This is a genomic window from Enterobacter sp. JJBC (assembly GCF_036936505.1).
Classification (GTDB): domain Bacteria; phylum Pseudomonadota; class Gammaproteobacteria; order Enterobacterales; family Enterobacteriaceae; genus Enterobacter; species Enterobacter hormaechei_C.
Genome location: NZ_CP136935.1, coordinates 4,161,907 through 4,174,259, shown reverse-complemented (window position 1 = coordinate 4,174,259; position 12,353 = coordinate 4,161,907). Strand labels below are relative to the sequence as shown.

The 12,353-nt window shown below is 57.1% G+C and carries 12 protein-coding genes and 1 tRNA gene; 8 read left to right on the top strand and 5 right to left on the bottom strand.

What is annotated here, in order from left to right:
* The 3 genes from lsrB to lsrG are packed head-to-tail and all read left to right on the top strand — an operon-like array spanning position 1 to position 2,191.
* Positions 1-1,002 carry an autoinducer 2 ABC transporter substrate-binding protein LsrB gene (lsrB, locus tag RY075_RS20050; protein ID WP_003862610.1) on the top strand — a complete coding sequence of 334 codons (1,002 nt, stop codon included), beginning with the start codon at positions 1-3 and terminating at the stop codon, positions 1,000-1,002.
* Positions 1,003-1,013: 11 nt separating this feature from the next.
* A complete protein-coding gene (gene lsrF, locus RY075_RS20045) occupies positions 1,014-1,901 on the top strand; it encodes a 3-hydroxy-5-phosphonooxypentane-2,4-dione thiolase (protein ID WP_023314882.1) in 888 nt (295 codons plus the stop codon).
* A complete protein-coding gene (gene lsrG / locus RY075_RS20040; RefSeq protein WP_003862606.1) occupies positions 1,898-2,191 on the top strand; it encodes a (4S)-4-hydroxy-5-phosphonooxypentane-2,3-dione isomerase in 294 nt (97 codons plus the stop codon). Before lsrF ends, lsrG begins: the two co-directional genes overlap by 4 nt.
* Before the next feature lie 94 nt (positions 2,192-2,285).
* On the opposite strand, the gene RY075_RS20035 is transcribed toward lsrG, so the two are convergent.
* On the bottom strand, positions 2,286-2,975 hold the full coding sequence (locus RY075_RS20035; protein ID WP_003862604.1) for a B3/4 domain-containing protein: 690 nt from the start codon (positions 2,973-2,975) through the stop codon (positions 2,286-2,288).
* Between the two features lie 42 nt (positions 2,976-3,017).
* On the opposite strand from RY075_RS20035, the gene RY075_RS20030 reads away from it, so the two are divergent.
* Positions 3,018-3,620 carry a helix-turn-helix transcriptional regulator gene (locus RY075_RS20030; RefSeq protein WP_023314879.1) on the top strand — a complete coding sequence of 201 codons (603 nt, stop codon included), beginning with the start codon at positions 3,018-3,020 and terminating at the stop codon, positions 3,618-3,620.
* A gap of 85 nt (positions 3,621-3,705) precedes the next feature.
* On the opposite strand, the gene ygjG is transcribed toward RY075_RS20030, so the two are convergent.
* Positions 3,706-5,085 carry a putrescine aminotransferase gene (gene ygjG / locus RY075_RS20025; protein WP_032660397.1) on the bottom strand — a complete coding sequence of 460 codons (1,380 nt, stop codon included), beginning with the start codon at positions 5,083-5,085 and terminating at the stop codon, positions 3,706-3,708.
* Between the two features lie 422 nt (positions 5,086-5,507).
* Between ygjG and RY075_RS20020 the strand changes: the two genes are divergently transcribed.
* Together RY075_RS20020 and RY075_RS20015 are read left to right on the top strand one after the other, a co-directional pair.
* Positions 5,508-7,028: a PAS domain-containing methyl-accepting chemotaxis protein gene (locus tag RY075_RS20020; RefSeq protein WP_058652650.1), complete on the top strand. Its 1,521-nt coding sequence runs from the start codon at positions 5,508-5,510 to the stop codon at positions 7,026-7,028.
* Between the two features lie 239 nt (positions 7,029-7,267).
* Positions 7,268-8,827 carry a methyl-accepting chemotaxis protein gene (locus tag RY075_RS20015; protein WP_022651882.1) on the top strand — a complete coding sequence of 520 codons (1,560 nt, stop codon included), beginning with the start codon at positions 7,268-7,270 and terminating at the stop codon, positions 8,825-8,827.
* Here RY075_RS20015 and RY075_RS20010 read toward each other — a convergent pair.
* Complete coding sequence (locus RY075_RS20010; RefSeq protein ID WP_003862595.1) at positions 8,824-9,318, bottom strand: PadR family transcriptional regulator; 495 nt, start codon at positions 9,316-9,318, stop codon at positions 8,824-8,826. The genes RY075_RS20015 and RY075_RS20010 overlap by 4 nt on opposite strands.
* Before the next feature lie 145 nt (positions 9,319-9,463).
* Between RY075_RS20010 and RY075_RS20005 the strand changes: the two genes are divergently transcribed.
* Positions 9,464-10,228 carry a siderophore-interacting protein gene (locus RY075_RS20005; protein ID WP_058674788.1) on the top strand — a complete coding sequence of 255 codons (765 nt, stop codon included), beginning with the start codon at positions 9,464-9,466 and terminating at the stop codon, positions 10,226-10,228.
* Here the strand turns inward: RY075_RS20005 and RY075_RS20000 are convergent, their stop codons facing one another.
* Positions 10,229-11,398 (bottom strand): DNA repair protein, encoded by a 1,170-nt coding sequence (locus RY075_RS20000; protein WP_109949028.1) that lies wholly within the window; start codon positions 11,396-11,398, stop codon positions 10,229-10,231.
* Between the two features lie 218 nt (positions 11,399-11,616).
* Positions 11,617-11,692: transfer RNA gene (locus tag RY075_RS19995), tRNA-Ile, on the bottom strand.
* A gap of 124 nt (positions 11,693-11,816) precedes the next feature.
* On the opposite strand from RY075_RS19995, the gene mug reads away from it, so the two are divergent.
* Complete coding sequence (mug, locus tag RY075_RS19990; protein ID WP_032607936.1) at positions 11,817-12,323, top strand: G/U mismatch-specific DNA glycosylase; 507 nt, start codon at positions 11,817-11,819, stop codon at positions 12,321-12,323.
* Positions 12,324-12,353 lie beyond the last annotated feature (30 nt).

Genomic DNA, 12,353 nt, shown 5'->3' with positions numbered 1-12,353 from the left:
ATGAAAACAAAACTGCTCGTCCTGGCAATGGCCCTCAGCTTCGCTTCGGCGCAGGCGGCGGACCGCATTGCCTTTATCCCGAAACTGGTAGGCGTGGGATTCTTCACCAGCGGCGGCAACGGCGCGAAAGAGGCGGGGAAAGATCTTGGCGTGGACGTGACCTACGACGGCCCGACCGAGCCGAGCGTCTCCGGTCAGGTGCAGCTCATCAATAACTTCGTCAACCAGGGCTATAACGCCATCATCGTCTCTGCCGTGTCACCGGACGGTCTCTGCCCGGCGCTGAAGCGCGCGATGCAGCGCGGCGTCAAGGTCCTGACCTGGGACTCCGACACCAAACCGGAGTGCCGCAGCATCTACATCAATCAGGGGACGCCGGAACAGCTGGGCGGCCTGCTGGTGGAGATGGCGGGCAAGCAGGTCACCAAACCGAACGCGAAAGTGGCGTTCTTCTACTCCAGCCCGACCGTCACCGACCAGAACCAGTGGGTGAAAGAGGCGAAGGCCAAAATCGAGAAAGATCATCCTCAGTGGCAGGTCGTCACCACCCAGTTTGGCTATAACGACGCCACCAAATCGTTGCAAACCGCCGAAGGGATCTTAAAGGCCTATCCGGATCTGGATGCGATCATCGCCCCGGACGCCAACGCCCTGCCGGCCGCGGCACAGGCGGCGGAAAACCTGAAGCGGGAAGGGGTGGCGATTGTCGGCTTCAGCACGCCGAATGTGATGCGCCCGTACGTTGAGCGCGGCACGGTGAAGGCCTTCGGCCTGTGGGACGTGGTGCAACAGGGCAAAATTGCGGTCAATGTCGCCGATCGTTTGCTGAAAAAAGGCGATCTTAACGTCGGCGACAGCGTAGACGTGAAAAATATCGGGACGCTGAAGGTCGAGCCGAACAGCGTGCAGGGCTACCAGTATGAGGCGAAGGGCAACGGCATCGTGCTGCTGCCGGAGCGCGTGGTGTTCACCAAAGAGAACATCAGCAAATACGATTTCTGACGGGGGAGCAAATGGCTGATTTAGACGACATCAAAGACGGCAAGGATTTTGGCATCGGTACGCCGCAGCAGAATGTGCCGTACACCCTGAAGGGCTGCGGCTCGCTGGACTGGGGCATGCAGTCGAGGCTTTCGCGCATTTTCAACCCGCAGAGCAACCGCACGGTGATGCTGGCCTTTGACCACGGCTACTTTCAGGGACCGACCACCGGCCTTGAGCGTATCGATCTCACCATCGCGCCGCTGTTTGGCGAAACCGACGTGCTGATGTGCACCCGCGGCATCCTCAGGAGCCAGGTACCTGCCGCGACGAACAAACCGGTGGTGCTGCGCGCCTCCGGCGGTAACTCGATTCTGGGCGAGCTGTCTAACGAGTGCGTGGCGGTGGCGATGGAAGACGCGCTGCGCCTGAACGTCTGCGCGGTGGCGGCGCAGGTGTACATCGGAAGCGAGTTTGAGCATCAGTCGATCAACAATATCATCAAGCTGGTCGATGCAGGGGCGCGCTACGGCATGCCGACGCTGGCGGTGACGGGCGTGGGGAAAGAGATGGCGCGTGACGCTCGGTATTTTTCGCTGGCAAGCCGCATCGCCGCCGAAATGGGGGCGCAGTTCGTCAAAACCTACTATGTGGACGAGGGCTTTGAAAAAGTGACCGCCAGCTGCCCGGTGCCGATCGTTATCGCGGGGGGCAAAAAGCTGCCGGAGCACGAGGCGCTGGAGATGTGCTGGCGCGCGATAGACCAGGGCGCGTCCGGCGTGGACATGGGGCGCAACATCTTCCAGTCCAGCGCGCCGCTCGCCATGCTGAAGGCGGTGAAGAAAGTGGTTCACGAGAACATGAGCGCCCGGGAGGCGTTCCAGTTCTGGCAGGAAGAGAAACAGGGAGAAGCAAAATGAACGTGACGCTGGTGGAGATCAACATTAAGCCCGAGCGGGTAGACGAGTTTCTGGAGGTATTTCGCGCCAACCACGAGGGGGCGATCAAGGAGCCGGGCAACCTGCGCTTCGACGTATTGCAGGACCCGCGGGTGAAAACCCGGTTCTTTATCTACGAAGCCTATAAAGACGAAGAGGCGGTGCTGGCGCATAAGCAAACCCCGCACTATCTCGCGTGCGTGGATAAGCTGGAGGAGCTGATGTCGGAGCCGCGCAAAAAACGCAGCTTTGTCGGATTGTTGCCGGAGTAGCGGTTTTGCCTGGTGGCGCTGCGCTTACCGGGCCTACGGGTACGGGGGGTGTTGATTTTGTAGGCCGGGTAAGCGAAGCGCCACCCGGCGTTGTTCACGCCAGCTCCAGCAACTGAATACGCGCCGTCGCGCCCGGCATCAGCTTTTGCAGATTGCTCACCAGCTCATCGCCAGCTTCCTGTAATGCCGCCAGCGGCATCGACGGCAGGCTTTCGAGAATAAACCACATGGACTGCGCCTGGCTGTCCAGACGCGTGCGTATCCCCTGTCGCCAGTTCCAGCGGCGGCAGGTGATGCCAAGATCGTCACGCCAGATAACTTCGCCTGGCTCCGGATTTTCGACTACCGGCTCACCCTCTTTGACGGTATCAAACGGCTCACTGCCGTCGGCCAGCGTCAGGCGCGGCGCTCCCGAGTAAGCCGCCAGATTTTCTCCCCCTACCGGAATAGCGTAGCGGATACTGATGGCATTATAGATATCCACCACCGGGTCGAGCGGCGGCAGCGAACCGTCTCTCATCACGCGCTTGCGCAGGGCCGAGGCCGAGCAGGGCGTACGTTTGGGTTTTGCACCAAAGGCTTTAAACACCTCATCCCAGGCGGCGAGATGATTTTCTGCCCAGGGCACATCATCATTGAGCATCTGCTGGCAGGCCTGCGCCAGCGCAGCGGGCGCAACCTCCGGTTGGGTAATCGGGGCAGCTTCAACCAGAATGCTCAGCGCCCGAAAGCCGGGCGCGATCCCGACAAGTCGCGAATCTATTGACGGTGTTACAAGAGACATAAATAATCCTGTATTGACTGTTTTATACCATGGTAGTGACCAATGACTGATAAAGTCAATATAATGACCGATGCGGGTGCCGATGTTGCCCAGGTAAGCCTGGCCGTCGCGAACCGTATCCGCAGCTGGCGGAAAGAGAAAAAACTGTCGCTGGACGAGCTTTCTCGCCGCGCCAGCGTCAGCAAAGGCATGCTGGTGGAGATCGAAAAAGGGGCTGCCAACCCCAGCATTGCCATTCTGTGTAAACTGGCCGCCGCGCTTGGCGTCTCGGTGGCAGATATCGTTAACGTCTCCAGCGAGCCGCAGATACACATTATTCAGGAAGAGGCGATCCCGGTTCTGTGGCAGGGCGCACAGGGCGGTTACGCCAGATTGCTGGCAGGCACCGCAGGCCCGGATATGATTGAGCTGTGGCAGTGGGAGATGCATCCGGGAGAAACGTTCACCTCTCCGGGACATCCGGCGGGAACGTTTGAGCTGCTGCACGTGAACGAAGGCATGTTAACCCTGACGGTGGACGAGACGGTAACGCAGGTAGCTGCCGGGGCGTCGGCGGTGGCGAAAACGGAAGCGGCGCACGGCTATGCCAATGAAAGCGATACCGTGCTTCGCTTCACCATGACGGTGGCAGAGTTTCACCGATAAAAAGCAGCCCGGTGGCGCTACGCTTACCGGGCTTGCATATGCAGTATGTTGTAGGCCGGGAAAGCGTAGCGCCACCCGGCTTTTTTTACGCCTCTTCCACACTCACCCGCAGCGCCGCCAGCGCCTTACGCGCCGCCTTCAGCACCTGCTCACACTGCTCAATGGTGAGCGTCAACGGTGGTTCAATGCGGATGGTTTTCGAGTTGTTAAGCGTTCCCGCCACCAGTACCCGCTGGCGGAACATCTCGCTTGCGAAGCTATAACCGGTTTCGTTATCAACGAACTCAATCGCCATCAGCATCCCTTTCCCGCGCGCATCCTGTACCAGATCCGGGTATTCCCGGCCCAGCTGGCGGAAGCCGTCCAGCAGCATGTCGCCTTTCTGCTCCGCCTGCGCAGGCAGGTTTTGCTCCAGCAGCACGTTGATGGTCGCCAGCGCGGCCGCGCAGGCCAGCGGGTTACCGCCAAAGGTGGTGGTATGCAGGAATGGATTGTCGAACAGCACCGAGAACACCTCTTCAGTGGCGACCGTTGCGCCAATCGGCATCACGCCGCCGCCGAGCGCTTTTGCCAGGCACAGAATATCCGGCTGAACGTTCTCATGCTCACAGGCGAACATCTTGCCGGTGCGCCCCATCCCGGTCTGCACTTCGTCGAGGATCAGCAGCGCGCCAAACTCATCGCACAGCTGACGCACGGCGGGCAGATAGCCCTGCGGCGGGAGGATGACGCCGCCTTCACCCTGAATCGGCTCCAGGATCACCGCCGCCACGTCGTCGCCGGTTTTACGGCATTCACTCAGCACGGTGCGCATGGCGTTGATGTCGCCGAACGGTACGTGGCGGAAGCCCGGCAGCAGCGGCATAAACGGTTTACGGAAAGTGGATTTAGCGGTCGCCGACAGCGCGCCCAGGGATTTCCCGTGGAACGCGCCGCTGGTGGCGATAAAGGTAAATTTCCCGCGTGGCGACTGGTACGCTTTGGCGAGTTTAATCGCCGCTTCGACCGATTCGGTGCCGCTGTTGCTGAAGAAGCTGTATTTCAGTTTGCCGGGCGTTAAGGCTGCCAGCGTTTTCGCGAGCATGGCGCGAAGCGGATCGAGCAGTTCCTGGCTATGGAGAGGTTGTTTCGCAAGTTGATTCTGTACGGCGGAAACCACAACTGGATTACGGTGCCCCACGTTGAAAATACCAAAACCACCCAGGCAATCGATAAACTCCTGTCCCTGGGTGTCGACAAGCGTATTCAGACTGCCCGCTTGCCACTCTACGGCTCCGTAATCCCCGCCGGCGGTAACAGATTTGCGATACTCCAGAAAACCAGGATTCACATGCTCTTTAAAGTAATCAATGACCTCACGGTTAAGTTGTTTCATCTCCTCATGATCAAGCGTTCGCTTTTCAATGAGATTCAGTGCGTGCGCGGTACAGGCAAGAGCCGAGGCGCTGGAAGGTAACCTGTTCAAAATATGCTCCCGGGGATCGCGTATCACATGATACTGAGTTAATTATTGCAGGGATTACGCCACCTCAGATGCCTTAACAAAAATCGGGATAAACGCCAGGTGAAATCAAATTTGCACAATATTTAATCATGCCATTGCGCGCCGCACGGGATAAGGGATAACGAGCCGGGGATGGGGTGTCGTCAATTGCACTACCCCAGGGCAGGAAATGCGCCTTAAGTGTGCGCCGGGGGATCATGCTTTGTAGGTAGTTTCGTCTCGAAAGTATTTTAAATCAATTAATTAGAAAAACGCACGAAAAGTGCGGTTTAACCGAGATTTGCGATCTCAATCATATTTAACAACTAAAGATAAATTTTTTATCGCCGAAAAAACATAAGCCACAAAATTAACATTCAAATAACCTGCAAGGGATGCTCACTATGTCCTCTCCTGACTATGTCACCCAGAATGAATATCCGCTGGACGATGACACCACGCTTATGTCGACCACCGACCTCCACAGCTACATGACCCACACTAACGACACCTTTGTGCAAGTGAGCGGCTTTACGCTCCAGGAGCTGCTCGGGCAACCGCACAACATTGTGCGCCATCCGGATATGCCGAAAGCGGCTTTTGCCGACATGTGGTACACGCTGCAAAAGGGCGAACCCTGGAGCGGGATTGTCAAAAACCGACGTAAAAATGGCGATCACTATTGGGTACGCGCCAATGCGGTACCGATGGTGCGTAACGGCCAGATGACGGGCTATATGTCCATTCGTACCCGCGCCACCGAGGACGAGGTCGCCGCAGTGGAGCCGCTTTATAAGGCGCTCAACGAAGGACGTAGCAAAAAACGCATTCATAAAGGGCTGGTGGTGCGCAAAGGCTGGCTCGGCAAATTACCGGCGATGCCGCTGCGCTGGCGCGTGCGCAGCGTAATGGCGGTACTTTTTGCGGTGATGGCCGCAACGCTGGTTGCCAGTGCCGCGGGCTGGGCTTCGCTGGTGGCGGCAGCCGTGGTGATGCTGCTTGGCACCCTGGTGTTTGAACAACAGATTGTCCGCCCGGTGGAAAACGTCGCACGGCAGGCGCTCAGGGTCGCTACCGGAGAGCGTAACAGCGTGCAGCATCTTAACCGCAGCGATGAACTGGGGCTGACGCTGCGGGCCGTCGGACAGCTGGGGCTGATGTGCCGCTGGCTGATCAACGACGTCTCCAGCCAGGTGGTGAGCGTGCGCGACGGCAGCGACAGGCTGGCGCAGGGCAATGAAGATCTCAACGACCGCACGCGCCAGACCGTGGCTAACGTGCAGCAGACCGTGGCAACAATGAACCAGATGGCGGCGTCGGTGCAGAGTAACTCTGAGACCGCAGCCGAAGTCGACAAGCTGTCGATGGCCGCCAGCAGCGCGGCCACGCAGGGGGGCACCGTGATGCAGACCGTGGTGAAAACCATGGATGACATTGCCGACAGTACCCAGCGCATTGGCTCTATTACCTCGCTTATCAATGACATTGCCTTCCAGACCAATATTCTGGCGCTGAACGCCGCGGTTGAGGCGGCACGCGCGGGCGAGCAGGGGAAAGGCTTTGCGGTGGTGGCGGGCGAAGTGCGTCATCTTGCCAGCCGCAGCGCGAATGCAGCTAACGATATTCGTAAGCTGATCGACGCCAGCGCCAGCAAAGTGCAGTCGGGCGCCGATCAGGTCCACGCCGCGGGACGTACCATGGATGATATTGTCGAGCAGGTGAAAAACGTCACGCAGCTTATCGCGCAGATCAGCCACGCCACCTCAGAGCAGGCGACAGGCCTGACAGAGCTGACCCGTGCCGTGGCAGAACTGGACAGCATTACGCAGAAAAATGCTGACCTGGTCGAAGAGAGCGCGCAGATTTCCGCGATGGTTAAGCACCGGGCCGGACGTCTTGAAGATGCGGTTACCGTGCTGCATTAAGAAATGCATGCTTCGATAAAGCCGTTTATTCCTCCGGGGTAAACGGCTTTTTTGTTTTTCAGAATACGTTATGTTGTTAATGAAATATTAATTAACTAAAAAAAGCGCCAGATTTTTAATTGCTACGCCCCGGATTTATTGAAAGTGATAAATAAAAAAACGATCAAAGTCATAAAGTTAGAGATTTTTCTGTCGATAACAGCGATCGTCTGAGAAATAATCACATCGATGGGGTAAATATGTTCATACATGACGTAAAGATCGGCACGAAATTATTTCTGGCGTTTGGATTATTTATTGTCCTGATGGTCGTCAGCGCAAGCTTGTCTCTGATGAGCCTGAATCGGGCAAACAATGGAATGCAAACCATCCTTACCAGCGATTATCCAACGACGGTAAAAGCGAACCAGTTAATCGACAACTTCCAGGAATTTATCAGCACGCAGCAGCTCATGCTGCTGGACGAACAGGGGACGTACACGGCGCAATCAGAGCAGCGTCTGAAGGCGATCAGCGAGCGCATCGCCGCAATCCTGAGCGAGCTGGACAACGCTCTCAAGGATAAAAAATCCCAACAGGTGCTGGCCGATATCCACGGCGTGCGCCAGCAATATCTTGACTCGCGCTACCGCATTTTGCAGGCCGTGCAGAATAACGACCGTGCGGGCGCGATAAACGAAATGATGACCAACACCCTGAACCTGCAACAGTCCTATAAAGCGAAAGTGCAGGCGTTGATTGCGATCCAGGACCATGAAATGCAGAGTGCGGGCGAGCAGGTGGAAGGTGATTTCCGCACCAATCGTCTCCTGCTGATCCTGATTACGCTTTTTAGCGTCGCGGCAGCCAGCCTGACTGGCTGGTTCATTGTGCGATCCATTACCCGCCCGCTGAACGACGCGGTGAATTTTGCGGAGGCCATTGCCGATGGCGATCTCACCGGCAGCATTACCTCGCACGGTAAAGATGAAACCGGACTGCTACTCACCGCACTGATGGAGATGAAAACGCGCCTGCTGGAGATTGTGCAGCAGGTGCAAACCGGATCGGAAAACATCTCCAGCGCCGCCGCGCAGATTGTCGCGGGCAACCAGGATCTGGCTGCCCGCACGGAGGAGCAGGCCAGTTCCGTTGAACAGACGGCCGCGTCGATGGAGCAGATCACCGCTACGGTGAAGAACACCGCGTCCCACACCGGAGAAGCGACGAACCTGTCTGCCGATGCGGCTGCCGTGGTCAAAAACAACGGCGAGATGATGAAGCAGGTCACCAGCAAGATGCGCCTGATCAACGAAACATCGAACAGGATGTCCGACATTATCGACCTGATCGACGCCATTGCCTTCCAGACTAATATTCTGGCGCTGAACGCGGCGGTCGAAGCGGCGCGCGCGGGTGAGCATGGTCGCGGCTTTGCGGTGGTGGCGGGCGAGGTACGTCAGCTCGCGCAGAAAAGTGCAACATCCGCGAGTGAGATCCGCCAGCTGATTGAAAGCTCCACAAGCCAGACGCAGGACGGCATGAACCTTGTGGAGAAGGCCAGCGGGCTTATCAACGGCATGGTCGGCAACGTGGAAGAGATGGACGTCATTCTGCGTGAGATTCGCCAGGCCAGCCACGAACAGACGGAAGGCATCTCGCAGATCAACAGCGCGATTGGCCTGATAGACGCCACCACCCAGCAGAACTCCGCGCTGGTGGAGGAGTCCGTTGCGGCGGCGGCATCCCTTAACGAACAGGCCATGCACCTGAAAGAGCTGGTCCGCGTGTTCCGCGTGAGCGACGGCGTGCTGGCTTAATCCAGCTGGGAGATCTCCAGTGCCGCGCGGTCAATCACGCCGATAATCTGTTTTAACTGCGCGTCGCTGAGCTCTCCCTGATTAACCTTCAGATCCAGAACCGCTTTGAAGTTATCCAGCGCCCGCTTCATCTGCGGGTTTTTGCGCAGCTGGAAACCGACGGAGCGCGCCTTGATACGCGTCTGGATCTGCTCCAGCTGTTCCCGGTTATCTTCCAGCCACTGTTCTCCGGCGGCGTTAATCGCAATCCGCTTACGGCCGTTCTCTTCTTCGGTAATGGTGATAAGCGCCTGATCCTGCAAGTAATCCAGCGTCGGATAGATCACGCCAGGGCTTGGCGTGTAATGTCCCTGCGTCAGGTTCTCGATCTCTTTGATCAGCTCATAACCATGGCTCGCGTTGCGGGTCAGGATATCCAGGATCACCAGCCGCAGATCGCCATGACCAAAAAATCGTGGCCGGCGTCCGCCGCCGTCGTGTTCGTGTCGCATGTTTCTTCCTCAATTTGATATATCTAAACTATATCTAAGATATATTCAGATGCAATCTAAAAGATCTTGATTTCTGAGTTAATAGCAATCATTATCATTAAAAAATCATTCCGATATATCGTATTCACCTGAGAAGGGCATCAACATGGCATCTACCCGTTACCCTCAACGTGTCCGCAATGACCTGCGTTTTCGTGAGCTGAACGTGATGCGCACTGAGCGAGTCAGTGCAGGATTTCAGCGCATTGTGCTAGGCGGCGAGGCGCTGGAGGGCTTTAGCTCTCGCGGCTTTGACGACCATACCAAAGTCTTTTTCCCGGCACCGGGCACCACTTTCGTGCCGCCTGTGGTGACTGATGAAGGCATCGACTGGGGCGACGGCGTGCGTCCGCAAGCGCGTGACTATACCCCGCTGTACGATGACGAAAAACATGAGCTGGCGCTCGATTTCTTCGTTCATGATGGTGGCATTGCCAGCAACTGGGCGGCAGAGGCGAAGGTGGGCGACAAGCTGACCATCGGCGGTCCGCGTGGTTCGCTGGTGGTGCCGGAAGATTACGCCTGGCAGCTGTACGTGTGCGACGAGTCGGGCATGCCCGCGCTGCGCCGCCGTTTAGAAAGCATCGCAAAACTGCCTGTTCGCCCGGCGATCCACGCCATCGTCACCGTGGGCGATGCGACGTACCAGGACTATCTGGCGCACCTGAGCGGGTTCAACATCACCTGGGTTATCGGCCACAACGAGCAGGCGGTGGCCGACCATCTTGCCGCGCTGGCCGTGCCGGAAGAGGATTACTTTATCTGGCTGACCGGAGAGGGGAAAGTGGTAAAACGCCTGAGCCGTCAGTTTGAAACCGACGCAATTGACCCACAGCTGGTGCGTGCCAGCGCGTACTGGCACGCCAAATAATCAGGCTGCGGGATCCAGCTGCGCTTCGCTCACCTGATGTTCGAGCGAGGCGCATACCTCTTTCAGCGCTTTCTCCTGCTGGGCAAAGTAGGCTTCCATATTGCTGAGCGACGAGACGAGCAGCCAGGACTCTTCTTTCTCCAGCTCTGCCAGCTCGTTCACCAGGGTGTCGATTTGCTCACGCACCTGCGCCATCTTTTTACGAATACGTTCCAGGTCGTTCAGCCTGTCGCTCGCCATCATCGGTTCAAACCCTTGTTGCAGACGGGCGACCAGCAAGCGAATGGCCTTCACGTCGCCGCGCTGTTTGGCCTGGTTGAGTTGCACCATCATCCTGTTGGCTTCTTCTTTTAAATCATCGGCAACCAGATCCGGGTGGCATAGCTTACTCGCCTGACGCCAGAGCCGCTTCAGCTCGTTCCGATCCTCTTCAGAGAGATCCTTGCCTTTACGCAGGCGAACTTCGGCATCATGATGCTGTTCGCGATACTTCTTGTACTCTTCGTTGGCCTCATCGCGCGCCTGACGTGCTGGCTCTTCTTCACGCGTTAAACCGGTCTCCAGCTCCATCGCTTCGGCCAGCAGGTTGGCAATCAGATTACTTTGCTGCTGAAGATGCTTGCGCGCCTCTGCCGCCTGAACGGAATCCGCAGGCAGATCTCGCCAGCGCCGGGTGAGCGTTGTCAGAACCTCTACGGCCTGCGCCATATAGCCCTGGCAGCGGCGGTAATCCTCTTCCCGACGACGCGTCTCCGCCTGCTGACGACGCAGGTTAAGCTCCGCCAGCGTTTTACGCAGGGCGAGGATCTGCTGCATCAGCGGCCCGAGGCGGGAGAAATAGAGATCGTTGAACTCATCAAGCTGCTGTACCCGGGCGTTACGACGATCAATCAGATCGCGCAGACGCTCTTCCAGGGCTTTTAGCTCCAGCTTGCTGGCCGCCAGCTGCGGGTCACGCCACGGGGTAACGGCGCGCTGGCTTTGCAGCCAGGTGGTGATAGCGCGAAGGGCTGCGGTGTAGTTTTTCTGCTCAAGCGCCGCGACGATGGACAGGAGTTCATCGTCAAAGGCTTCCTCTTTGAGACGTTTCAACTGGCTCCGGATGATGTCGTCATCTTCCAGCTCAATGGCATTTTTAATGATTTCTAGCCGTTTGATCGGTGTGCTCATGATGCCTTTCGCTCTGGCGCTTAAGTATTTGAGTTAAGGTTAGTTGTTGTAAAAGCTACAGGAAATAATACACACGGATGATGATCGGCGCGATGGGGGATTTCTTTAGTTTTTAGGGTTTGTGAGGGGAAGCGGCAGGCCGGGCTACGTGTGGTGGATTACTTACAAAAAAGACACTCAATCGAGTGGCTTAACTGGATGATTCTAAAGCTAAAATTTGGTGGCCCCTGCTGGACTTGAACCAGCGACCAAGCGATTATGAGTCGCCTGCTCTAACCACTGAGCTAAGGGGCCGTGGCGGTGAATTATAAAGTAACTCCCCTCAGCAATCCAGCCATTCACACCTGCCTGCTGTTTTTATAAACAACGCATAATCAATCCTTTATACTTATCTTAAGATGCATAGACAGGAGTAGAGATGATCAACGATATTCTGGCCCCTGGCCTGCGGGTGGTGTTCTGCGGTATTAATCCGGGCAAGTCATCGGCGCACACCGGTTTTCACTTTGCTCATCCGGGAAATCGCTTCTGGAAGGTGATCCACCAGGCCGGATTTACCGACAAACAGCTTAAGCCGGAAGAAGAGCAGCAGCTGCTGGATACGCGCTGTGGCATCACCATGCTGGTCGAGCGACCCACGGTGCAGGCGAGCGAAGTGAATCTGCATGAGCTGCGCGCTGGCGGGCGTGAGCTGATCGCGAAAATTGAAGACTATCAGCCCGCGGCGCTGGCGATCCTCGGCAAGCAGGCCTACGAGCAGGCGTTCAGCCAGCGCGGTGTGAAGTGGGGTAAGCAGAACATTACCATTGGCGTAACGCAGGTTTGGGTGTTGCCGAACCCCAGCGGGCTGAACAGGGCGACGCTGGACAAGCTGGTGGAGGCGTATCGGGAACTTGATGAGGCGCTTGTGGTGAGGGGGCTTTAGCTCCTCTGCGGCCTGATGCCCTCACCCTGA

Excerpts from the sequence above, each read along its gene's own strand:
- lsrB (WP_003862610.1), top strand. The coding sequence starts at position 1 with ATGAAAACAAAACTGCTCGTCCTGGCAATGGCCCTCAGCTTCGCTTCG.
- lsrF (WP_023314882.1), top strand. The coding sequence starts at position 1,014 with ATGGCTGATTTAGACGACATCAAAGACGGCAAGGATTTTGGCATCGGT.
- lsrG (WP_003862606.1), top strand. The coding sequence starts at position 1,898 with ATGAACGTGACGCTGGTGGAGATCAACATTAAGCCCGAGCGGGTAGAC.
- RY075_RS20035 (WP_003862604.1), bottom strand. The coding sequence starts at position 2,975 with ATGTCTCTTGTAACACCGTCAATAGATTCGCGACTTGTCGGGATCGCG.
- RY075_RS20030 (WP_023314879.1), top strand. The coding sequence starts at position 3,018 with ATGACTGATAAAGTCAATATAATGACCGATGCGGGTGCCGATGTTGCC.
- RY075_RS20020 (WP_058652650.1), top strand. The coding sequence starts at position 5,508 with ATGTCCTCTCCTGACTATGTCACCCAGAATGAATATCCGCTGGACGAT.
- RY075_RS20015 (WP_022651882.1), top strand. The coding sequence starts at position 7,268 with ATGTTCATACATGACGTAAAGATCGGCACGAAATTATTTCTGGCGTTT.
- RY075_RS20010 (WP_003862595.1), bottom strand. The coding sequence starts at position 9,318 with ATGCGACACGAACACGACGGCGGCGGACGCCGGCCACGATTTTTTGGT.
- RY075_RS20005 (WP_058674788.1), top strand. The coding sequence starts at position 9,464 with ATGGCATCTACCCGTTACCCTCAACGTGTCCGCAATGACCTGCGTTTT.
- RY075_RS20000 (WP_109949028.1), bottom strand. The coding sequence starts at position 11,398 with ATGAGCACACCGATCAAACGGCTAGAAATCATTAAAAATGCCATTGAG.
- mug (WP_032607936.1), top strand. The coding sequence starts at position 11,817 with ATGATCAACGATATTCTGGCCCCTGGCCTGCGGGTGGTGTTCTGCGGT.